Here is a 20,937-nt window from a genome sequence, read left to right as displayed (position 1 = left end):
TGAAGAGACCTAGCTAAATGAGACAAAGGAAAAAACACCCCTTAAGTCGTAATTATAATTATGACTTGCAGGAGGTGTTTTTCTTATGGAGAGAAAAAAGAATTTTTACTCTTATGAGACAAAAATGAAAGCTATTGAGATGAAAATGTCGGGCCAATATTCCAATCGTGAAATTATGGAGGAATTGGGGATTATTAATGACTCTCAGATAAGGATTTGGTTGATGTGGTATCGAAAAGGAGAGATGTATCGTTTTGCACAGCCTTCTGGTAAGCAATATAGCTATGGAAAAGGACCTGAGGGGCTGACTGAGGTTGAGCAGCTGAAAAGAGAAAACCAGCATTTACAGATTCAATTAGAGATATTAAAAAAGTACCAGGAGATCGAAAGGAGTTGGTACCAGAGGTTGTCTTAGATCTTGTAGAAGTCTTAAAAGAAAAATACTCCATTTCTCTTATTTGTGAGGCTATAGGGGTTCCACGATCCACCTATTATCGATGGAAAAAAAGAGGACCTCGCAAACCTAATGAATTAGAACGGCAAATCTTAGAGATTTGTGTAAAACATAAGTTTCGAATAGGACATCGGACCGTAAAGGCATGGCTTAAAAGAGATTATAAAGTGGAAGTCAATCGAAATACTGTTCAAAAGGTTATGCAAAAATATAATCTCCAATGTCGAGTAAAACCAAAAAAGAAGGTGAAATTCTCAGGAGAAAGCCATATTGTTGTCCCTAACCGTTTGGAGCGTAATTTTAAAGCATCTAAACCAAATGAAAAATGGGTTACAGATATAACATATCTTCCATTCGGACAATCCATGATGTACCTTTCAAGCATTATGGACCTTTATAATAATGAGATAATTGCTTATCGAATAAGTTTGAGCCAGGACGTTACACTTGTATTGGATACTCTAAAAGACGCTGTTCAGAATCGGAACGCTGAAAATGTAATGCTGCATAGTGATCAAGGTGCACAGTACACGTCTAAAGCATTTCAAACGCTAGCAAAAGAAAAAGGCATTATCACAAGCATGTCTCGGAAAGGCAATTGCTTGGATAACGCCGTCATTGAATCCTTCCACTCTACCTTAAAGTCAGAAGAATTCTACTCTCAGCCACGAGAGTATCTTACAAATCTTATTGTAGTGGAAAAAGTAAAAAATTTCATCCATTATTACAATCAAATACGACTTCAGGCAAAATTAAACTACCTGTCTCCTATTGAATATAGGGAACAGGTAGCATAGGTGTTTTTTTCTGGTGTCTCAAATCGATAGGTCAGTTCATCTTTGGACCGTTTTTTATTGTGTAGTTTTTTGCAAAGCCTGGCTTTGCAGGCGGAACAAAAACATTTCAATCAACATGGTTTTATTCATGCCTCCGGTTTTCATTTGGTAATCTGCATCGGCGAGCAAACTCATGATGGCAGTTAGTTCTTCATCGCCAAAAAGCTGAGCCTGCCCTGCTGCCAGCTTGACCCGAAAAGGATGTACCTTTAAATAGCCCGCTATTTGCTGCTGCCCATATCCTCTTCTCGCAAGCTCTTTTACCTGGTAAATCAACCTGAATTGGCCGGTTATAACAGACAGGATTTTAATCGGTTCCTCATTTTGCTTTAATAAATCATAATAAATCCTTAACGCCTCTTCTATTCTGCGATGGACAATTTTATCCACTAGAGAAAAAATATTTTGTTCCAGTGAACGCGAAACCATCTTTTCAACCATCTGTTCGTCAATTCGCTTCGTATCATTTGCATATAAAGCCAGCTTATCAATTTCACTGGTTAATATAAATAAGTTGGTTCCTGCGAGGGTTAATACCAGTTCAACTGCATTTTCATCAATCTGTACCCCGTTCACTGCAGCCCTTTCCCTGATCCACGTTTTAAGTTCGCCTTCATTCAGCTTCTTCGCTTCAAGGACAGCTCCTGTTTTCTTTAATTGTTTCGTTATTTTTTTCCGGTCATCCAGCTTTTCAGCGGAAGATGCAAAAACAACAACCGAGTATGGTGCAGGTTCCTTAATATACGCTTCAAGCTTGGCAAGGTTATGCTCCATTTTGGCTTTAGATTTTTCTGAAGTTAAAAATACCGGATTATGTAAAAAAATCAGCCTTCTTTCTCCCATAAAAGGGAATGTTTCAGCATCCTCCAAGGCAGTGTCAATTGTGGTTTCCTCAAGGTCATAGGAGGATAAATTAAAATCAGCTTCCTCCTGGCTTAATACATTATTAATCAGCAGCTGTTTTGTTTCGTTTATAAGATAGGGTTCTGTTCCATACAATAAATATATGGGAGCAAACCGCTTTGCTTTTATTTGTTTCCATATATCAAAAACCAATGTTTTTCTCTCCGTTCAGCTTGCATTTTATTCTCTTTCTATCCTAAAGAAGCTCTGGCATTTTGACAAGCAATACATAAGAAATTGGCGCCCATTTCGAACGCCAATTTCTAATCTATATAGAACGCCGCTTCCTAAAGACCCGGGATACTCAGGAAGTGGCGGTGCACCCTTTGTTTTATTATTTTTCCCTTGGTGTTTTGCCTTATTTGTGACAACTCTTGCTAACGGAGGAAAAGAGCCGGGGAACGCTAGATTTTTTTATATGAATGTCTTATACTATATAGGAAATAGGAGGGGTAGACTGTGAACGAATTTGAAAAAAACGTCCAAAGCAAACGAAATGACGCTATCGACTCTGGTGTAGGGTTTATCGTATCATTCGGTTTCTTCGCTACGTTATTTGTAATTGCAACAGTCATTAAATTTTTAGGAGCTTAATGGCTACATAATGTGAGAAAAATGGATGGTTCAGGCCCGTCTTTAGATGGGCCAAAGCATTAAGGCTGCATATATGCAGTCTTTTTTTGTTAGAGTTCTTCCCTGCTAAAATGCTTTCTAAGATATACTATGGAATCCGAACAAAAAAGGTTCCTGAATCCCCTTTGAAAATATAGGTAATCGCGCCATGAACATCCGTCCTTAGTATTTGTATATTTTTTTGATGAAACCTTGATATTACCTCCTGATGCGGATGACCGTAGCGATTGTTTCTTCCTGCCGATATGATGGCAACCCGCGGCTCAATCATAGAAAGGAATGGATCTGTCGATGAGGTTTTGCTTCCATGATGACCAGCTTTTAGAACATCCGCCTTCAGGTTGGGATAACTGTGCATCAGCCTTTCCTCTCCATCGCTTTCCAGATCTCCGGTAAATAGCCACTTTAACCCTCCTAATTCAGTATAGAGCACAATTGAACCATCATTTCTTTCTGTTTTTGTCCCTTCTTGAGGCGAAAGTATTTTAAAAAAGGATTCTCCCTCGGTCCAATTGTCTCCTTCCTTAACGAATCGCACTTTACTGTTTTTTCTCATCGCTTTTTGAATAACTTCTTGTTCAAGCTCTGAAATCTCAGAGGCTCGGGGCATCAAAACAGTCTTAACTCTTAATTCGCCGATGACTGCTTCAGCACCGCCAATGTGATCCATATCTCCATGTGTCAAAATAAGCATATCAATTTTGCTGATGCCTTTACTTTTTAAAAAAGGGATGACTGTATCCTTTCCTGCTTCATACGGATTGCTCCTTACCTTCCAGTCTTCCGCCTGAAAACTGATTGTACCGCCTGTATCAATTAAATAATTTCCTCTGCCATAAGGAAGCCTAATAAGAATGCAGTCCCCCTGGCCGACATCAAGAAAAGTGACTTCTCCGTTCGGAGTTAGAGCATTGGAAAAGAGATGTACCACTACCACCAATAAAGGAGCAAAGCATCCCAAAAGGATTGGTTTTTTGCCTCTTTTCTTCTCCCATATGGTAAAGAAAGCAGGAATAATCACAATATACATAACCAGGACAACCACCGGAGGCCGCCCCAAAACAGCCGAAGTATAAGGAATCCCTGAAGTGGTTTCAGCTATACGGTCAAGGAGACTAATAAAATGATCAAAAGGAAACAGCAAAAAAGCTGACTTTCCGCCACTTAATAAATGAAGCAGGTAAAGAAACATGACTGCCGGGAGTACAATAAATGAATATATCGGGACAAAAATAAGATTAGCAAAAACAGAAATAATTGACACTTCAAAAAAGTGCCAGAGCAAAATAGGAATCGCTGCTATCTGACAAACAAATGACACAGAAAGGGTGATAGCTATAGGATTGGAAAATCGCTTTAAGATTAGGGGGGCCGAAAGGATAAGTGAAAAGGCTACAGAAAATGAAAGCTGAAAGCCTGCATTAAACACGACATATGGCGAAATGAAAATAAAGCAAAAGAAAACAATAGAGAAGACGTCTATTAATAGAATAGAGGTTTTAAGCTTTTTCGAAAGCAATACCAATAGCAGCATAAAGACTGCCCGGAGGACAGATGGAGCTGCACCAGTAATAATGGCATACCCGGGCAAAATCAGGATCAAACCATTTATCATTTTCTCGCGTGTTACCCCAACCCGGATTCCGGAAAGAAAAAACATCCCTGCCAGTAAACCTACATGCAGGCCTGAAATAGCAAGTAAATGGATAATACCCAATTTTTGATAGGCATCAAGAATATCATGATCAATGAAGTTTCGATCACCAAATATAAGTGCAACGGCTATAGGTGCCATGTTTTCAGGAAAATGTTCTAAAAGATAATTTGTTCCCATTTCTCTTATTTTTAGGAGGGGTAAAAAGAAGCTGTTATCTTGATTGAAGCAGTCAGAGAGGGATAGATGCTCAATTTGGAGGATCCAGAAGATTTTATTATGATAGAGATACTTCTTATAATCAAACGCATTGGGATTAGTAGCTGATGGGGGAGGCTCCAGCTTGCCGTTTACCTGGCACGACAGGCCAATTTGCAGATAGGCAGTCAGATTCTGTTTTTCTTTCTTTGTTTTTATTTTATATTTCGCCATAACCGTTTCATTCGAATTAGCTATGTCAACAAATAAAGTAAGCTGATCTCCATTTATTCGTGCTTTTTCTTTAATAACAACTTCAAAAAGGCTTTCTCCCCCAGCCAGACTAGTTGTATTATAACGCTCTGCCATTTCGCCTTTTATGAGAAAAAGCAGGAAAATCAATGCTAGAAAACCAGATTGCTTTCTAGTCAATATCTTTCTTTTATCCAGAAGGAGTAAATAAATGCATATAATGAATATAAAAACAGGCAATTTGAAAAAAGCGGTTAATATTCCCAAGAGGGCGGCAGCAGCTGCATATATCCATCTGCCTTTCATAAATATGGCTCCTTTGCAGTCAGATAAAACACAGGAATAAAAAGCCCATTTTTTATAAGTTTGGCTGTTTTCGCAAACTTTGTTGCTTTTTAACAAGTAGTGAGGAGAGGTTGATTTCCACTCCAGGATGCTCGCTTTCCGCGGGGCTGGCGGTGAGCCTCCTCGGTGCGAAGTACCTGTGGGGTCTCTCCTGTCCCGCTCCTCCCGCAGGACTTTGAATAAGCTTCCCCGAATGCACACCGCGTCGTAAGAAAATGCGGATGCATTTTCGAGGAATCTCGCTCCTTACGTTCCAATCAACCAACTTTATTTACTTTTTATTCACAATACCTATTTAAAAACAGCAATCTTTTAGAAAAGAGCCATAAGTTTTTATTCCTGCATTCATGATAAGAATTAGGGCAGTTAAATCTGTTCTGTAGAATAAAATTCCAATCAGCATTTAACGCAGCCTATAAATTAAAAAGCTTGTCCTTCTTTTCCTGATAATCCCTTAATAATTCTTGGTTAATGCCGTTTCTCTCAAGCTCATTTAACAAATTTTCGATTAGTTCACGTTTTTCTTGCCTGTTTTCATCAAATGAAACCTTTTCAGCTTCAACCTGAACTATTTTAACCCCTGCCTTATGAAAGAGTTCAATGCCATAGGGGTGATTCTTGTAGTCCTGAGCGTAGTAAACTGTTTTAATACCTGCCTGGATAATGGCTTTACAGCATTGGAGACAAGGAAAATGCGTGACATAAATCTCCGCGTCACTAGTAGGCACGCCAAATTTTGCACATTGCAGTATTGCATTCATTTCCGCATGAATGGTGCGTACACAATGATTATCAATTACATAGCAGCCTTCATCAATACAATGTTCTCCCCCAGCAATCGAACCATTATATCCGCCTGCAATAATTCTTTTATCCCTTACAATTGTTGCACCGACTGCCAGCCTCGTACATGTGCTTCTCAGGGCCAGCAGATGGCTTTGAGCCATAAAATACTGATTCCAGGATATACGATCCATTTTCTATGTTTCTCCCCTTCCATCTATTCAGCGTCTGTAATAATATATTGCAAATATCTTTTACTCCCAATAGTGTAAGCCCGAAATGGTACAAGGTCAATGGAAGGTAAAATTTCTAATTTACCTTTATAAATTCCTTTAGTTTTTCAAAGGTTTTATCACCGATCCCTGCAATTAATTTTAAATCCTCAATAGCCTTAAATGGCCCATTAGATTCCCTGTGCTCCAGTATAGCTGCAGCCTTGGACGGACCAATTCCAGGCAATGTCTGCAATTCTGATTCAGTTGCTTTGTTAAGATCAATCTTCCCGTCATTTTGCTTTACATTAATTGCTGATTCCGATCCACCAGTGTCAGCAGCCGCTTCACCTTTTTCAGGAATATACATAACCATTTCATCTGATACTCTTAAAGCAAAGTTTATTTGATAGGTGTCAGCGTTATCCGTTAGGCCTCCTGCTTTTTCCAGGATATCAATAACCCTGTCGCCCTCTTTTGCTTCGTAAACTCCCGGCTTCTTAACAGCCCCCTTCACATCAACTAATAGGAGTTGAGGCTGTACACTGGCATTAGTCAAATCCTCATCAGCGGTTTTTCCATAGCCCTTTCTTTCTGCTAACTCTGCTTGGTCTATTCCGGGTAAACCATTTGTTTTTTCAGGAGGCATAAAAAAATAATAAAGAAGAGCACATAATGCCAGCACACCTCCAAAAAAGTACACTTTATTGTTTTTTATCCATTCGGCCATTAACGTCCTATCCTTTCTTTTGGCATAAATGTTTTTTTCACTACATATCGTTATACGAGAGAGCCTGCTTTTGAAGGAGGGATGGAACAATGAAAATCGGAATCATTGGTACAGGTAATATGGGGAGAATCCTGACAGAGGCATTCCTCGATGGAGAGGCCGTTTCCCCTTCCTCCATTACAATTACCAATAGGACAATTGCGAAAGCGATGGAGATAAAGGAAACATACAATGGTGTTGTGGTTGCCGAAGATGCCAGGGAGACTGCGAGGCACTCTTCACTTATTTTTGTATGTGTAAAGCCACATGATGTTTATAATGTGATTCAGGATATTTTACCGTTCCTGTCAAAAGATAAATGCGTAGTATCCATTACCAGCCCCATAAGTGTAAATCAGCTGGAATCCGTCCTGCCTTGCTCTGCTGCAAGAGCGATTCCCAGCATAACCAATCGGGCCTTATCGGGAGTTTCGTTATTATCATTTGGAGAAAGGTGCCATGAACAGTGGAAAAACCGACTCCAAAAGCTTTTTGAGAGCATTTCAACACCTGTGTCTATTGAGGAAAACATTACAAGAGTTTCTTCAGATATTGTGAGCTGTGGTCCTGCCTTTTTCAGCTATTTAACACAGCGCTTCATCAATGCCGCTGTATCAGAAACAGAAATTGACCAGGAAACAGCCACTAAACTGGCAGCCGAGATGCTAATAGGTTTGGGGGATTTACTGAAGAAAGGGTTTTACACTTTGCCTACATTGCAAGAAAAGGTATGTGTTAAAGGCGGTATTACCGGGGAAGGGATTAAGGTGCTTGAAAGTGAACTAGGTCAAGTATTTGAGCATTTATTCCAGGCAACTCACTCAAAATTTGACGAAGATCTTGTTGAGGTAAAAAAACAGTATACACTCCAATAATAATTCTTTATAAGATATGAGAAATCCTTCTTATCAAAAAAAATTAGCCAGGTTGCTTATCGCAATCTGGCTTAATTTTAGGTTTGAAGTTTTAATTTCAGCTCTGAAAACTCTTCTGCTGATTTCCCTTCCATTTAACAGGTGCCAAAGCAAGAAGGTATAACCCGGCCATCATTTACCGAAATTTTCATTTCATTTTCTTCGATATAAAAAATATTCGCTCCGACTGGCTTCCTGGAGCAGCATCTTCAAAATCAGCTGTAACCTCCAGGAGCTCAAAACCGCATTCCTTGAGCCAGCCTTCATACATTTCTACAGGAAAGGTACGCTGATAATGGAGCTCATCATAACGATCATATTTTCCGGTCGTTTCATCCAAAACAAAAAAAGACAGGTCATGCTCAACAGAGTTGGGATATTCCCCTTGATAGCTATGCCAAATATAAGAAATTTCCTCATTATTCTCAGCAAATGTCTGATTCATAAAGATTTGCATCATTTTATAAATGGAGTGGACATCGAAAATAAAAAGCCCATCGTCTTTTAGGTGAGCATGGACACGCTTAAAAGTCTCCTGCACCTCTGAATCCGTTTCAAGGTAATTTAATGAATCGCAAAAAATTCCTATTATGTCATATTGGCCAAACCCCTCTAAATCCGCCATATTTTGCTGGTAAAAGGGAATTTTCAGGTCATGGTGTTCAGCTTTCTCCTGGGCCACTGCAAGCATATCCTCCGATAAATCCACACCTGTAACATGATATCCTTGCTTTCCCAGTCTAACTGAAAGCTGCCCAGTCCCGCACGCCACGTCCAGAAGCTCTTTTCCTGGAACTTTATACTTGTTGTGCTTTCTATTGATCAATGCGACCCAGCTGTCGTATGGCACATCTTCCATTAACTGGTCGTAAAGGTATGCAAACTTGCCGTAGCTCATTGATTAAGCATGCTTTGGACGTTTTCGACAGGTGCATCGCCCCAAAGTCTTTCAAGGTTATAATAGCTTCTTTCGTCGCGGTGGAAAATATGGGCAACAACATCCCCCATATCAACAAGAACCCACTTTGCCTCATCAAAGCCTTCCATCCTTTTAATGGTATATCCATGCTCTTCGGATTTTTCTTTCATTTCCCTGGCAATGGCTTGTACCTGTTTATCAGAATTTCCATGGCAGATAATAAAGTAGTCAGAAATTAAAGAGATCCCTTTCATGTTAAGGACTGTTATGTCCTCTGCCCTTTTATCATCCGCCGCCTTAACTGCAGTCATCAGTAGTGTGTTTTCACTCATTCAATCAATCCTCCATTTTCATTACAAGGTCATTATAGGTATGGAAGGTAGCCGGAAAAACTGGCTGATCCTTTTTCATCAAAAATATAATCGTATTTTGTACTGATTTTATTAAAGCTTTATCCAGGCTGGAAACAGCTAACTCGCGAACCTCATCCACACCAGGGAAATGCCTTCCTGGCTCAATGTAATCAGCAAGATAGATGACTTTTTCCAGCAAAGTCATCCCTGTCCTGCCGGAAGTATGATATCTGATTGCATTGAGAACCTCGCTATCAGTTATCCCTGCTTCTTTTTCAGCTAAATAGGCACCAACCGGAGCATGCCAAAGTTCACTATTGTAATCCAGAAGCTCACTTGGCATGCCTTCCCTGAGTATGATCTCCTTCATTTCTTCTTTAGGGCGAAATTTTGCATAATCATGAAAGATTGCTGCCATTTCTGCTTTCTTTGTATCTGCACCATACATTTCAGCAAGCTTTAAAGCCGTTTCCATTACACCTATCGTATGAACATAGCGGTGTTCAGTTAGTTGCTCCTTAACAATTGCCAGGGCCTGTTCACGATTCATATAAACGATTCTCCTTTATATACTCCCTTATTGAATCAGGTACTAGGTAGCGGACTGTTCTTCCTTCCTTCAGCCTTTTCCTGATCATGCTGGAGGATATCCCCATTTCCGGAACCTCGGAATAAAGAATCGGATAGGAGGTCTGGAGATTGTAAGATGGTCTTTTTACACCGATGAAGGCAATCATTTCAAGAAGTTTATCAATATTGTGCCACTTAGGCAAAAACTCGACCATGTCGGCCCCAATTATAAAATAAAACTGCTTTTGCGGATAGTTTTCCTTTAAAAGCTTCATCGTATCATAGGTAAAAGAAGGTCCAGGCCTTTCGAGCTCAATCAGTTCCAATTTGAATTTCGGGTGACCTTCTACTGCAAGCTTCAGCATTTCTATACGATCGCTGTTGCTGACAGCATTGGACTTCTCCTTGTGAGGAGGTTCCTGGTTCGGCATAAACCAAACTTCATCCAATCCCTGTGAACACATAACCTCATTTGCAATAATAAGATGGCCCAGATGCGGCGGATTAAAGGTCCCCCCAAGTATGCCTACTTTCTCCATGAGTGCCCTCCTTTCCTCATTCCAGATATGAAAGTCTAATTAGGGCAGGTCAATTTGTTTGTTTTCTTTAGATTCCTTATATAACACAATAATGTTCCCGATGATCTGGACAAGTTCGGATTTTGTTCCTTTTTCCAGCTGCTCTGCAACCGTATCCCTGTCTTCCTCACAGTTTTGAAGCACAGTTACTTTTAATAACTCACGAGCTTCCAATGCTTCTCCGACTTGTTTAATCATATTCTCATTGACCCCGCCCTTGCCCACTTGAAAAATGGGATTTAAGTGATGGGCTTTAGAACGTAAAAAACGCTTTTGTTTTCCTGTTAGCATGATAATCCTCCCAGTTGTTTTAAGACTTTATCTTTCATTCTTTTAATGTCCGGTTCAATGCCAGTCCATTTTTCGAAAGCCAAAGCTCCCTGATGCACAAACATATCAACGCCATTTTGGATTTCAGCTCCTTTATTGCCAGCTTCCCGCAAAAGCCGTGTCTCAAGCGGATTGTAGACAATATCGCTAACAAAGGAGCCGGGCTTAAGATTATGTACAGAAAGCGGGCTCTCTTCGATAGCTGGAGCCATCCCCATTGGTGTAGTCTGGATGATCAAATCGTATGTTTCTAACTTACTTTCAGCTTTATTTATATCCAGCGCACTGGCAGGGACCTGAAAAGGGCACTCCTTCACAATAAGCTCCGCTTTAGAAACGGTACGGTTACAGATATCCAATAATTGCGGTCCTGCTTCTGCCATTGTAAAATAAATGGCTCTTGCAGCTCCCCCTGCACCAACTATTAAAACCTTTTTGTCTTTTAAAGAAGAGACTCTATCCAACAGCCCTTTGACGAACCCGCTTCCGTCTGTATTAAAGCCTTTTAGTTTTCCATTGTCATATACCACTGTATTAACTGCACCAATTGCCTTAGCCAACGGATCCAGTTCATCCAAAAGAGGTATGATGGCCTCTTTATGAGGGACGGTAACATTGAAGCCTGCTATCCCCAGTGCCCTGAATCCTAATATGGCATCGGAAAGGTGTTCTTTTTTTACATGAAACGCTTGATAATGGGCATCTATGCCATAGATCTGAAATAGATCATTATGCATGGAAGGCGACATGGAATGTTTTATTGGATCGCCTATTACACCAAAGAGCTTTTTCATTTTCCTCTCCCCTTAATTAATAGCGTCTGGGCACATGCCCAATGGCTTAATACATAAACTGATAGCGCCTCTTCCTTAATTCGCCTTGCCAAGATCACTCAATCGGCTATTTCCGATTTAGAGCCGATCAATTATATTAAAGATTTCCTTACTAATGCATGAACGCCTTTCGGTACATAAGCTGCCACTTTTGCCCCAGCTTCATTTACCGTAATCCATCCCAAGCCTGAAAAGACAATATCTGTTTTTGGCTCTTTTATAATAAATTCATGCCTCACAAGCTCAGGGAACGTATCCATCTGCTCTTTTCTTGGAGGCGTGAGCATTTCTCCAGCATGGTTTTGATATAATTCATTTGCTTTTTCCGTTTTTGTTCGATGGATATTTATTTCATTAGAAAAATGGCAAACAAATGAACGCCGCCCCCCTGAAATATAATCAAACCTTGCGAGCCCTCCAAAGAATAAGGTTTGTTCCTCATTCAGCTGGTAGACTTTAGGCTTGATTTCCTTCTTGGGCGTAATAATTTTTAAATCCCTTTTATCCACATAGTGAGCCATCTGGTGATGGTTAATAATTCCCGGTGTATCGACCAAGGCTTTCCCATCAGATAGAGGAATCTCAATAATATCAAGCGTGGTCCCAGGGAAATGAGAAGTAGTAATAACATCTCCTTCCCCAGTTACTTCTTTCAGAATACGGTTAATAAAGGTAGACTTCCCGACATTTGTACAGCCAACTACATATACATTCTTTCCCTCTCGGTAATGGTCAATAGCTGCTGCAACTTCATTAATAAGATGGCCTTTTGCAGCACTTACCAAAAATACCTCTTCAGGCTTTAAGCCGAGCTGTTTGGATTCCTGCTTCATCCAATTAATCAGTTTATTTGTTTTCACTGATTTCGGAAGCAAATCAGCTTTATTTCCTACGAGAAGAATTTTATTGCTTCCAACAAAACGGTGAAGCCCCGGAAGCCAGCTTCCATTGAAATCAAAGATATCAACAATCTTCACGATAAGCGCATCGCTTTGTCCGATTTCATTCAGGATTTTCAGAAAATCGTCATCCGTTAGACTCACATCCTGCACTTCATTATAATGTTTAAGCCTAAAGCAGCGCTGGCAGATAATCGCTTCCTTTTGCAGCGCTGATTGTGGGGCGTAACCTATTTCTTCAGGGGCTTCAGTTTGAATTTTAACCCCGCAGCCTATACAAACATATTGCTCTTCACTCACTTTTTAATCCTCCCACCGAATCATTCCCTTTTTTCTGAACCAATTTAAGATTCTTCTTTCGACTAAACGGTTAAACTTTGTAACAAACCCATCTGTTTGAGCAACGGGCACTACCAAAATAGTATGAAATCCGCTTCGGTTTCCGCCAAGTACGTCAGTCAGCAATTGATCACCAATGACAACCGTTTCTTCTTTTTTAAGCCCCATTTCTGATAGGGCTCTGCGAAATGCCCGTCCCATAGGCTTTCTTGCCTGATAAATAAATGGAATATTTAGCGGATGTGAAAAAGCCTTGACGCGGCTTTCGCTATTATTTGAAACAATCGTAACCTTTATATTGCTTTGCTTCATTTCCTCGAACCAGCTAATAAGCTTTGGTGTTGCATTAGGCCTGTCCCATTCCACTAAAGTATTGTCCAGGTCTGTTATGATTCCTTTTACGCCTTTTTCCTTTAAACTCTGAGGAGTGATCTCAAAGATGCTTTTCACATGCTGGTCAGGCAAAAAATGCTTTAACACTATATTTACACCTCTATCATAATTCATATTGTCCTTTTCGCTGAATGCGAAAGCCTGAGCAAAATCACCAGGCAAGTATAACTGAGCATGAATATAAATCAATTTAAAATGATCAATACCGATTACATCATAACCAATTTTATCCGCTCTTTCAAAGCAAACATCAATAGGCAGCTGTCCTGGATTATGCTGTTATATTTTATACGATTCCACAAAAAGGGGAAAGGCACTCAAACAAAGGGAATTTCTATAAAGAAATATAGGATATATGGACTAATTATAAAAATTTTTCGACAAAATCCAACTCCCTTTGATAGTTGTGGATAACTTTATACACATTATCCAATGTGATTCTTATACTTTCCCCCTTTTTATAAACAAAATAATCACAGGTTATCCACTATCCTCTGTGGATAACAGAACAGTTGTTCTAATCGTTTAATTTTGCTAGAGTAGGGGTACAATATAAAATCTTACATTATATGTATAAAAATAATCATTTAGAACAGTAAATTTCTTTTCCTGGAGGTGGGGCAAGCATGCGCAAACTGTCAGATGAATTACTAATAGAATCCTATCATAAAGCAAGAGAACTGCAGCTTAGCAAAGACTTCATCCGTTTAATTGAAACAGAAATCCACCGGCGCTCTTTATCAAACAGAATAAAGGTCTCTTCTTAAAAATGACAAGCCCTGAACAGGCTTGTTTTTTTATTTTGGCTGTTTTCGTAAAGTTTGTTGGTTTTCGGGCTGCTAATTAAGTTAAAACAACTGAGTTGATTTTAGCGGAGGGCACTTGACTCCCCGAAAATGCTCCGCATTTCCTTACGAAGAGCTGTAAATTCAAAGTTGCTTTTATAATGTCCTGCTTCAGAAGAGAGTGAAGCGGTAGACCCCGCAGGCGAAGCCAATGAGGCTCTCATTCCTCCCCGCGGGAAAACTTGAGTGCTCCGTGCTGAAATCAACGGCCAGAATTTATAAGTAAAAACAGCAAATTTATGAGAAAAGAGCCTTTATATTAGATTCCCAATGCGCTCCCCCACTTTTATGTGGGCTGGAGCCTTTAAAGAAGAATCCAGTTCAAACTTTCCTTTCTCAAAAAGAAGGATAACGGTCGAACCAAATGAAAAATAAGCCATTTCCTTGCCCTTTTCCAGATGATCTCCCTCATGTATAAGTTCAATGGAATTGACAAACATGGCACCTACTTTTACAATCGCGATCATAGCAGTTCCATGAACCACTTCGGTAATGTTTCGGTAATTTTTCGAAAGAGTGTCCCTGCCAAACCTTAATCCCCATTTATTCACCGGATAAGATTTTGAACCGAGTACCCATTGGTCCTCCACCTTTCCGGTTACAGGACTATGGATCCGATGATAATGGCTCGGACTTAAATAAAAAATCATATACGTGCCCCCGGTGTATTTCTCTGCTTTTTCCTCACCAAGCATTTCTGAGATGGAATAGTCTTTGCCTTTAACCGTAATGATGCGTGTGGACTGAATGCTCCCTATATCTTCTATAACAGCATCCACAGGGCTTACTACCGAATCTGGGCTTTCATCCGGAACTCGCACCCCTTCTTTTAACCTTCTGATAAAGAACTCATGAAGGGAGCCATAATCCTTAATTTCCCTTTCCATCTCACTTTCGTTTATATTAAATATCTTTGAAAATGAAGGAATGGCCAACCTGCTCCATTTTGATTGCGCAAATCTTTTCAGTAGCGCGGATGTCCATCTTCCATTTGTAAGTTCAATCATCAAGCGATAAAAAGACTTTATCAATCGGCAGCCCCCCCAAAACAAAATATATTCTTTACGAACAGGCATAAAAAGCATAGAATAAAATATTATTATATAACATATTAAACTAAGTTTGCCACAAACTCCCCAAGCTTTCCCATCCTTTTTAGAATGAAAATAAAACCAAATGCTATCCCCCGAATTACAAGGAGTGTCTAATATGTTCTTATCCAATGTTCTCGATTTAACCTTCAAAAAGCTTAAAGCACAAACTGCGAATTTTTTGACGCTGGCGAATTTATCTTTAGGATGTTTCGCAATTTTATTTGCCATTAATGGAAACTTGAATTTAAGTGTGCTCCTAATCTTTGTTGCAGCTCTCGCTGATCGATTTGATGGAATGGCAGCCCGGAAATTAAATATTGAATCGGAATTGGGAAAACAGCTTGATTCTATGAGTGATATCATCTCATTTGGAGTTGCTCCTGCCCTTTTATTGTACCAGGGAATTTTGTCTGGCTTCGGGGCACCAGGATCCTTCTTCACCGTTCTTTATATCGGGTGTGGAGCCTTTCGTCTTGCACGATTTAATATTTCGGCAAATAACGGCTACTTTACCGGTCTCCCCATTACAGCTGCAGGCTGTCTTGCTACATTAAGCTTCCTTGCTGTGCCTTATTGGCCCGAGCCATCTTTCCTATTTATCATGCTGCTCCTTTCTCTATTCATGATAAGCCCTTTTAAGTTAAAAAAGATGTAAAAAAATAAGCCGCGCTCATATGAGTGCGGCTTATTGCATTCTTATTTTTTCGTTAATTCCAAGAATTCTTCTACATCATCAATGCATAATTGCACGGCGCTTTCCCAGAATTCCGGCTTTGTTAAGTCGGCGTTCAGATGCTTCATCGCTAATTCTTCAACCGTCATGGAAGCCGTATCTTTTAATAGCGCAATATATTTTTCCTCGTATCCTTTTCCTTCTTTTAGCGCCTGAGCATAAATGCCCAGTGAAAATAAGTAGCCAAAGGTATAAGGAAAATTATAGAACGGTACACCTGTGATATAAAAGTGCAGCTTCGAGGCCCAAAATGATGGATGATATTCATCCAGCCCATTTCCATATGCTTCTTTTTGAGCTTCAGCCATTAATTCATTTAGCCTTTCTGCACTTACATTCCCCTGTTTTCTTTCCTCATAGAATCGTGTTTCGAATATAAATCTCGCATGGATATTCATTAAGAGCGCTACTGATCTTTGAACCTTTTCTTCGAGAAGCGCCAGTTTTTCTTCTTCAGTCTCAGCACTTTTCACAGATGCATCTGCAACAATCATTTCAGCGAAAGTTGATGCAGTTTCCGCAACATTCATGGCATAGCTGCGATTTAATAAATGAAGGTCCCTCATTGCATAAGTATGGAATCCATGACCGAGTTCATGAGCTAAAGTAGAGATGTTCGAAGGAGTTCCCGAGTAGGTCATAAAGATTCTTGACTGGCTGCTTTCAGGGAAATAAGTATGGAAACCGCCTGGGGCTTTTCCAGGACGATCTTCAGCCTCAATCCATTTGTCTTCAAAAGCCTTTTTCGAAAAAGACGTCATTTCTTCCCCAAACCGGGAAAACTGTTCCAGGATAAAATTTGCACCTTCCTGATAAGACACTTTCGTTTCTGTCTTGCTAAGCGGTGCATCCAAGTCATACCAGCTTAACTTCTCAATGCCAAGCAGTTCCGCTTTTCTATTAAGGTAGTTAACAAGAGGCTGTTTATTTTTAGCAATGACATCCCACATAGTATCCAATGTTTCTTTTTTCATCCTGTTCAGCTCAAGAGGCTCCTTCAGGAAATCCTCCCATCCCCTCAACTTATAAACATTTAATCTAAAGCCTGCTAAACTGTTCAGCGCTTTAGATAAATAGTCTGCCTTTCCGTTCCAGGCTTCCTCCCATTTATCAAAGACTTCTTTGCGGACAGTTCTGTCAGGACTGGAAAACTTATTCGCCGCCTGGCCCACTGAAAGGTCCTTGTCCTCACCATTTTCGCGTATTGGAATTGTTATATTCCCTACAATGACATCGTACATTTGCCCCCAGCCGTGATAACCATCAATTGCCAGTGCATTGATCGCTGCTTCTTCTTCCTGGGACAGTTTTTCAGCTGCTCTTTCACGGCGTTCTGTAAGTACGAAAGCCAATTCATTCAAGCTTTCATCTTTTAGCAGTTCTGCCCATACATCATCTTCATAGCTTGCGAGCTTTTGATCAAAAATGGTTAATGCCGTTTGAAAAGATGCACTTAGCTCAGTGGTTGATCCTCTAAGTGCTTTGGCCTTCTTATCTTCCGTATTTTGTGCCTGCAGACAGCTGACAAAGGCTCCTGCCTGTCGAACTTTTTTAGCCGTTTGCTGGAATAAATCGATAATGGCGTTAATATCTTTTCCATCTGCTGCTGAATTAGAAGGCTGCCATTTATGTACCTGATTATAAAATAAGTCGATATGTTCTCTTGTTTCTTGCAAATGATATTCAAATTCCTTTGAAGCACTTCCGCCTTTAAAAAAGATATCCAAATCCCAAACTGTTGAATAGGCTATAGCAGTCATGATTTTCCCCCTAAGAAAATATTTCGTTTATAGAAGTATTATAAATTAATTTTTCGGAAATTTCTATCAAAAATGACTGGATAGTTTATTTTTATACTTGTTAACTTAGCTCACTGATTTCCTTTAATAGGTATTTCGTTTTCTGCAGGCGGGTACCCTTCGAATAGACACCGAAACACAAATATTTTTTTAAGATCCCTCGCCTTTCGCTCAATCAACAATCGGCTCCAGCCCAACCCCATTAAAAAACTAAATATCAAGTGCTCTGATGCAAAAAGGCTCATACCCGAGGCGGGTATGAGCTATGTTTTAAGCCCTGGCTATTTGAAATAGCCCCCATAATAGGCAAATCCCCCAAATACAAGCAGCAGAATCAGCAGTACTACCGCCAGCGCAAGCCAGAACCCTCCGCCGCCGTAATACCTGCCAGGATAAGGCGGAACCGGATAGCCGTAATAACCATAAGGCATGATGCTTATACCTCCCTTCGCCTTCTATTATTAAGTTATGTATCCGGCAAGAGCATGGTTTAGGCGTTTACATCAAAAATCCTTAATTTACGAAAGGAAATGATACATTCTTGAGCACCGCCATTTAAACGCGTCATATAATAGCATCAGAAGGAAAATTAAGGGAGGAGTGTTAAATGAAGGTTATCTCCATCTGCATAAAATGCCTGGGAGCAGGCAGCATTCCGGCTTATAAATTCCTAAAAAAAACTTGCCCTGTCTGCAAAGGAACAGGAAAAACGACTAAACATATTTCGGATATCAAGAAAGAGAAAAGACATACAATATCACTTATCGGCCATTAAACCACCAATTCTAACTTTTATAGCTAAGGACCCTTCCGCAGGCAGGGGTTTTTTATTTTCCCTTAAAATGCTTTATAATGGCAACGGAAAGAAATAAAAGGACTAAGTTAAACAGGAGTGAAAAAGAATGAGACAGTGGAGGAAAGGAATTCTGCTGTTTATATATTCGCTTTTATTGCTGGCAGCTGGCTGTTCTTCAGAAGAGCAAAAAAGTCAAAGCCAATCGGAGGAACCTCAAAAAAAAGCTGAAGAGGAAACTCCCTATGAAGTGATAAAAGCATCAGCACAGCAAATTGAGCATATCCAGGGAATAGGCTATCCTGGCAATGATACAGGGCTTTATCTTTCTTCCAGCAATGGACTGAAATTTTTTAAAGACGGAACCTGGTTTGAAACATCTGCACACAACCATGACTACATGGGGTTTCAGGCACAAAAAGACGGCTTTATAGCAAGCGGCCACCCAGATAAAAACTCAGAACTTAAAGATCCGCTGGGCATTGTAAAAAGCACAGATAAAGGCGCTTCTTTGGAAAAGCTTGCGTTTTACGGCAAGAGCAGCTTCCCCTTTCTATCAGCAGGCTACAATAGCGGTATCGTCTATATCATCAGCCAGGAACAAACAGCTGAACTTGCCCCTGGTGTATACCGTTCGGAAAATAAAGGACAAACATGGGAACCCGTCAGCTTAAAAGGACTTGAAGCAGACACGCTGGGCATGATAGCTGCACATCCTGATAACCCCAATATTATGGCTATGTCCACAAGGAGCGGAATCTTTTTTTCACGCGATAAAGGTGAAACAGTAGAATTAGTTTCTGAACCAATTATGGCCACTGCCCTGGCTTTTACAAAAGACAGCTTATATTATGCTTATGCAAAGCAGGAAAAGGTATTGCTGGACAAAATTGACCTTGAAACCATGGAATCTTCTCCGGTTGAACTCCCTTTTCTTAGCTATGACAACCCGATTACATACATTGCAGCAGATTATCAAAATGCCGGCAGACTTTCATTTTCAACCTATTTGAAAGATTTGTATCAGACTCATGACAGCGCTGAGAACTGGGAGCTTTTATTAAAAAATGGAAGAATAAAATAATTAAAGGAACAGCCAGGCTGTCCCTTTAATTATTTTTTCGCTTTTCTTTTTCTGCCCGATAAAACTCATGGAACATCTTCATTAATGCCCTCTTCTCAATCCTGGATACGTAACTCCTGGATATGCCAAGTTCTTTTGCTATTTCTCTCTGTGTTTTTTCTTTTTGCAAATCGAGCCCAAACCTTCCTACAATGACTTCCTTTTCTCTTTCATCTAAAACATCAATATATTCCTTTACTTTTTCAAGCTCCATATTCAGCTGGATTGTATTAATAACATCCTCGGATTCAGACTTCAGTACATCAATAAGGGAAATTTCGTTGCCCTCTTTGTCCTGTCCAATGGGATCATGAAGCGATACATCCTTCTTGGTCTTTTTTAATGCACGCAAATGCATTAGAATTTCATTCTCAATACACCTGGCCGCATATGTGGCAAGCTTAGTTCCTTTCCCTTCTGAATAGCTCTCAATGGCTTTTATTAGCCCGATTGTCCCTATAGAAATCAAATCTTCCGAATCCTCTCCAGTATTTTCAAATTTTTTGACAATATGGGCCACCAGCCTGAGATTATGTTCAATAAGCATATTACGGGCATGCGCATCTCCAGCAGCCATCAGTCGCAGGTATTTTTTTTCATCTGCAGGTGACAGCGGTTGGGGAAATGCATTATTTTTCACGTAGGATACAAGAAACACTATTTCCTTAACCAAAAACCCGAGTGCAGTTAAAATTCCAGACATCATTCCACCCCCGCTTTTAATGCGTTCTTCAAAAAGCCTATAACTAATTCCTATGTAAGCAGGGAGTTGTTTTTGTCTGTCCCATATAGATATTTTCACTCAGAAAATATTTCCTTTCCCCTGCTCTTTTTTGGAAATGGACATTTCTGAGGATTTTTCGTTATGATAAAACCAGATCATAAGAGAAAGAGGTCCTGTTTTTGAATCCTCAGCGTATTATTCTGGCACTTGTGCTTTTCATTGTTTTACTGGATAGTCTAGCTAAGTTCATTTTTGAGGGCTTTTCTTTGAAGACTTTACTATTATTGCTGGCAACAGCAGCAATTGTTCTGTTCCTCTGGCTATATCCTGCAAAAAAGGACTGACTCTTTAGTAGTCAGTCCTTTCAGTTTGTAGACAAAAAGAGTTCGGAATAGTCTCATTCCGAACTCTTTTTTTCATTTTTTGTAGGACTTCAAGTAATTACAGAGAATTGCAGACCTCTCCGAGGTTATCATTTAGGCCATTTCTGGACCTTGCCAAGTCCAGTTGGCCATTTTCTTCAAATTCATGGCAGCGAAAGTAAGCATCGCCTGCATCGACATTTTTTTAAGTCCCCTGAGGGTTGTCCAACGCATGCCATGCTTTTCTTTTGCATCTGCGAATACTCGTTCAATTGTTTCTTTGCGTTTTTCATAGAT

At 40.0% G+C, this 20,937-nt stretch carries 24 protein-coding genes; 7 read left to right on the top strand and 17 right to left on the bottom strand.

Annotated features, from left to right (window positions below):
• Positions 1-85 precede the first annotated feature (85 nt).
• A protein-coding gene (locus L634_RS0123580) for an IS3 family transposase (RefSeq protein WP_442852720.1) occupies positions 86-1,251 on the top strand; the annotation gives its coding sequence in 2 pieces (ribosomal slippage) (positions 86-368 and positions 368-1,251; 1,167 coding nt in all).
• A 54-nt stretch (positions 1,252-1,305) separates the two neighbouring features.
• Here the strand turns inward: L634_RS0123580 and holA are convergent.
• The gene (gene holA, locus L634_RS0123575) at positions 1,306-2,346 is read right to left on the bottom strand and encodes a DNA polymerase III subunit delta (protein WP_026584567.1); all 1,041 of its coding nucleotides are present in this window, start codon (positions 2,344-2,346) and stop codon (positions 1,306-1,308) included.
• Between the two features lie 306 nt (positions 2,347-2,652).
• Here holA and L634_RS32970 point away from each other — a divergent pair, with 306 nt between their 5' ends.
• Complete coding sequence (locus L634_RS32970) at positions 2,653-2,787, top strand: YqzM family protein (protein ID WP_019382872.1); 135 nt, start codon at positions 2,653-2,655, stop codon at positions 2,785-2,787.
• A 127-nt stretch (positions 2,788-2,914) separates the two neighbouring features.
• Here L634_RS32970 and L634_RS0123565 read toward each other — a convergent pair whose 3' ends face one another.
• The 3 genes from L634_RS0123565 to L634_RS0123555 form a co-directional block, all read right to left on the bottom strand.
• Positions 2,915-5,236: a DNA internalization-related competence protein ComEC/Rec2 gene (locus L634_RS0123565; protein WP_026584566.1), complete on the bottom strand. Its 2,322-nt coding sequence runs from the start codon at positions 5,234-5,236 to the stop codon at positions 2,915-2,917.
• Between the two features lie 452 nt (positions 5,237-5,688).
• Positions 5,689-6,252 (bottom strand): ComE operon protein 2, encoded by a 564-nt coding sequence (locus tag L634_RS0123560; protein WP_026584565.1) that lies wholly within the window; start codon positions 6,250-6,252, stop codon positions 5,689-5,691.
• A gap of 115 nt (positions 6,253-6,367) precedes the next feature.
• Positions 6,368-7,000: a helix-hairpin-helix domain-containing protein gene (locus tag L634_RS0123555; protein ID WP_026584564.1), complete on the bottom strand. Its 633-nt coding sequence runs from the start codon at positions 6,998-7,000 to the stop codon at positions 6,368-6,370.
• Between the two features lie 89 nt (positions 7,001-7,089).
• Between L634_RS0123555 and comER the strand changes: the two genes are divergently transcribed.
• A complete protein-coding gene (comER, locus tag L634_RS0123550) occupies positions 7,090-7,914 on the top strand; it encodes a late competence protein ComER (RefSeq protein ID WP_026584563.1) in 825 nt (274 codons plus the stop codon).
• A 187-nt stretch (positions 7,915-8,101) separates the two neighbouring features.
• Here the strand turns inward: comER and L634_RS0123545 are convergent, their stop codons facing one another.
• The 8 genes from L634_RS0123545 to L634_RS0123510 all read right to left on the bottom strand — a co-directional run bounded on the left by L634_RS0123545 (position 8,102) and on the right by L634_RS0123510 (position 13,254).
• Positions 8,102-8,851 (bottom strand): class I SAM-dependent DNA methyltransferase, encoded by a 750-nt coding sequence (locus L634_RS0123545; RefSeq protein WP_026584562.1) that lies wholly within the window; start codon positions 8,849-8,851, stop codon positions 8,102-8,104.
• Entirely contained in the window at positions 8,848-9,204 is a 357-nt protein-coding gene (gene rsfS / locus L634_RS0123540; RefSeq protein WP_026584561.1) for a ribosome silencing factor, read from the bottom strand. Before rsfS ends, L634_RS0123545 begins: the two co-directional genes overlap by 4 nt.
• A gap of 4 nt (positions 9,205-9,208) precedes the next feature.
• A complete protein-coding gene (gene yqeK / locus L634_RS0123535) occupies positions 9,209-9,775 on the bottom strand; it encodes a bis(5'-nucleosyl)-tetraphosphatase (symmetrical) YqeK (RefSeq protein ID WP_026584560.1) in 567 nt (188 codons plus the stop codon).
• Positions 9,765-10,334, bottom strand: coding sequence for a nicotinate-nucleotide adenylyltransferase (locus tag L634_RS0123530; protein ID WP_026584559.1), 570 nt, complete (start codon positions 10,332-10,334; stop codon positions 9,765-9,767). The genes yqeK and L634_RS0123530 overlap by 11 nt, the downstream gene beginning before the upstream one ends.
• Before the next feature lie 39 nt (positions 10,335-10,373).
• A complete protein-coding gene (yhbY, locus tag L634_RS0123525) occupies positions 10,374-10,664 on the bottom strand; it encodes a ribosome assembly RNA-binding protein YhbY (protein WP_026584558.1) in 291 nt (96 codons plus the stop codon).
• On the bottom strand, positions 10,658-11,497 hold the full coding sequence (gene aroE, locus L634_RS0123520; RefSeq protein WP_026584557.1) for a shikimate dehydrogenase: 840 nt from the start codon (positions 11,495-11,497) through the stop codon (positions 10,658-10,660). Before aroE ends, yhbY begins: the two co-directional genes overlap by 7 nt.
• Positions 11,498-11,628: 131 nt before the next feature.
• On the bottom strand, positions 11,629-12,735 hold the full coding sequence (yqeH, locus tag L634_RS0123515) for a ribosome biogenesis GTPase YqeH (RefSeq protein ID WP_026584556.1): 1,107 nt from the start codon (positions 12,733-12,735) through the stop codon (positions 11,629-11,631).
• Positions 12,736-12,738: 3 nt separating this feature from the next.
• Positions 12,739-13,254, bottom strand: a complete 516-nt coding sequence (locus L634_RS0123510) for a YqeG family HAD IIIA-type phosphatase (protein ID WP_026584555.1) — start codon at positions 13,252-13,254, stop codon at positions 12,739-12,741.
• Positions 13,255-13,793: 539 nt separating this feature from the next.
• Here L634_RS0123510 and L634_RS0123505 point away from each other — a divergent pair.
• Positions 13,794-13,934, top strand: coding sequence for a sporulation histidine kinase inhibitor Sda (locus tag L634_RS0123505; protein WP_026584554.1), 141 nt, complete (start codon positions 13,794-13,796; stop codon positions 13,932-13,934).
• 332 nt (positions 13,935-14,266) lie between these two features.
• Here L634_RS0123505 and L634_RS0123500 read toward each other — a convergent pair whose 3' ends face one another.
• The gene (locus L634_RS0123500; protein WP_026584553.1) at positions 14,267-15,043 is read right to left on the bottom strand and encodes a phosphatidylserine decarboxylase; all 777 of its coding nucleotides are present in this window, start codon (positions 15,041-15,043) and stop codon (positions 14,267-14,269) included.
• Between the two features lie 178 nt (positions 15,044-15,221).
• Here L634_RS0123500 and pssA point away from each other — a divergent pair, with 178 nt between their 5' ends.
• On the top strand, positions 15,222-15,761 hold the full coding sequence (pssA, locus tag L634_RS0123495) for a CDP-diacylglycerol--serine O-phosphatidyltransferase (RefSeq protein WP_026584552.1): 540 nt from the start codon (positions 15,222-15,224) through the stop codon (positions 15,759-15,761).
• Positions 15,762-15,802: 41 nt separating this feature from the next.
• Here the strand turns inward: pssA and L634_RS0123490 are convergent, their stop codons facing one another.
• Together L634_RS0123490 and L634_RS33995 are read right to left on the bottom strand one after the other, a co-directional pair.
• The gene (locus L634_RS0123490) at positions 15,803-17,599 is read right to left on the bottom strand and encodes a M3 family oligoendopeptidase (RefSeq protein WP_026584551.1); all 1,797 of its coding nucleotides are present in this window, start codon (positions 17,597-17,599) and stop codon (positions 15,803-15,805) included.
• Between the two features lie 320 nt (positions 17,600-17,919).
• On the bottom strand, positions 17,920-18,069 hold the full coding sequence (locus L634_RS33995; RefSeq protein WP_198029819.1) for a hypothetical protein: 150 nt from the start codon (positions 18,067-18,069) through the stop codon (positions 17,920-17,922).
• A gap of 471 nt (positions 18,070-18,540) precedes the next feature.
• Between L634_RS33995 and L634_RS0123475 the strand changes: the two genes are divergently transcribed.
• On the top strand, positions 18,541-19,515 hold the full coding sequence (locus L634_RS0123475; RefSeq protein WP_026584550.1) for a F510_1955 family glycosylhydrolase: 975 nt from the start codon (positions 18,541-18,543) through the stop codon (positions 19,513-19,515).
• 25 nt (positions 19,516-19,540) lie between these two features.
• On the opposite strand, the gene sigK is transcribed toward L634_RS0123475, so the two are convergent.
• The gene (gene sigK, locus L634_RS0123470) at positions 19,541-20,257 is read right to left on the bottom strand and encodes an RNA polymerase sporulation sigma factor SigK (protein WP_026584549.1); all 717 of its coding nucleotides are present in this window, start codon (positions 20,255-20,257) and stop codon (positions 19,541-19,543) included.
• A 200-nt stretch (positions 20,258-20,457) separates the two neighbouring features.
• Between sigK and L634_RS33580 the strand changes: the two genes are divergently transcribed.
• The gene (locus L634_RS33580; RefSeq protein WP_157452448.1) at positions 20,458-20,622 is read left to right on the top strand and encodes a hypothetical protein; all 165 of its coding nucleotides are present in this window, start codon (positions 20,458-20,460) and stop codon (positions 20,620-20,622) included.
• Positions 20,623-20,754: 132 nt separating this feature from the next.
• Here L634_RS33580 and L634_RS31630 read toward each other — a convergent pair.
• On the bottom strand, positions 20,755-20,937 hold a 183-nt coding region (locus L634_RS31630; RefSeq protein ID WP_034263129.1), incomplete at its 5' end, for a transposase.

Origin of the sequence: Bacillus sp. J33 (assembly GCF_000518885.1) — a bacterium.
Classification (GTDB): domain Bacteria; phylum Bacillota; class Bacilli; order Bacillales; family Cytobacillaceae; genus Cytobacillus.
Note: the sequence above shows the minus strand (reverse complement) of the source record. Positions and strands in the feature narration are given on the sequence as shown.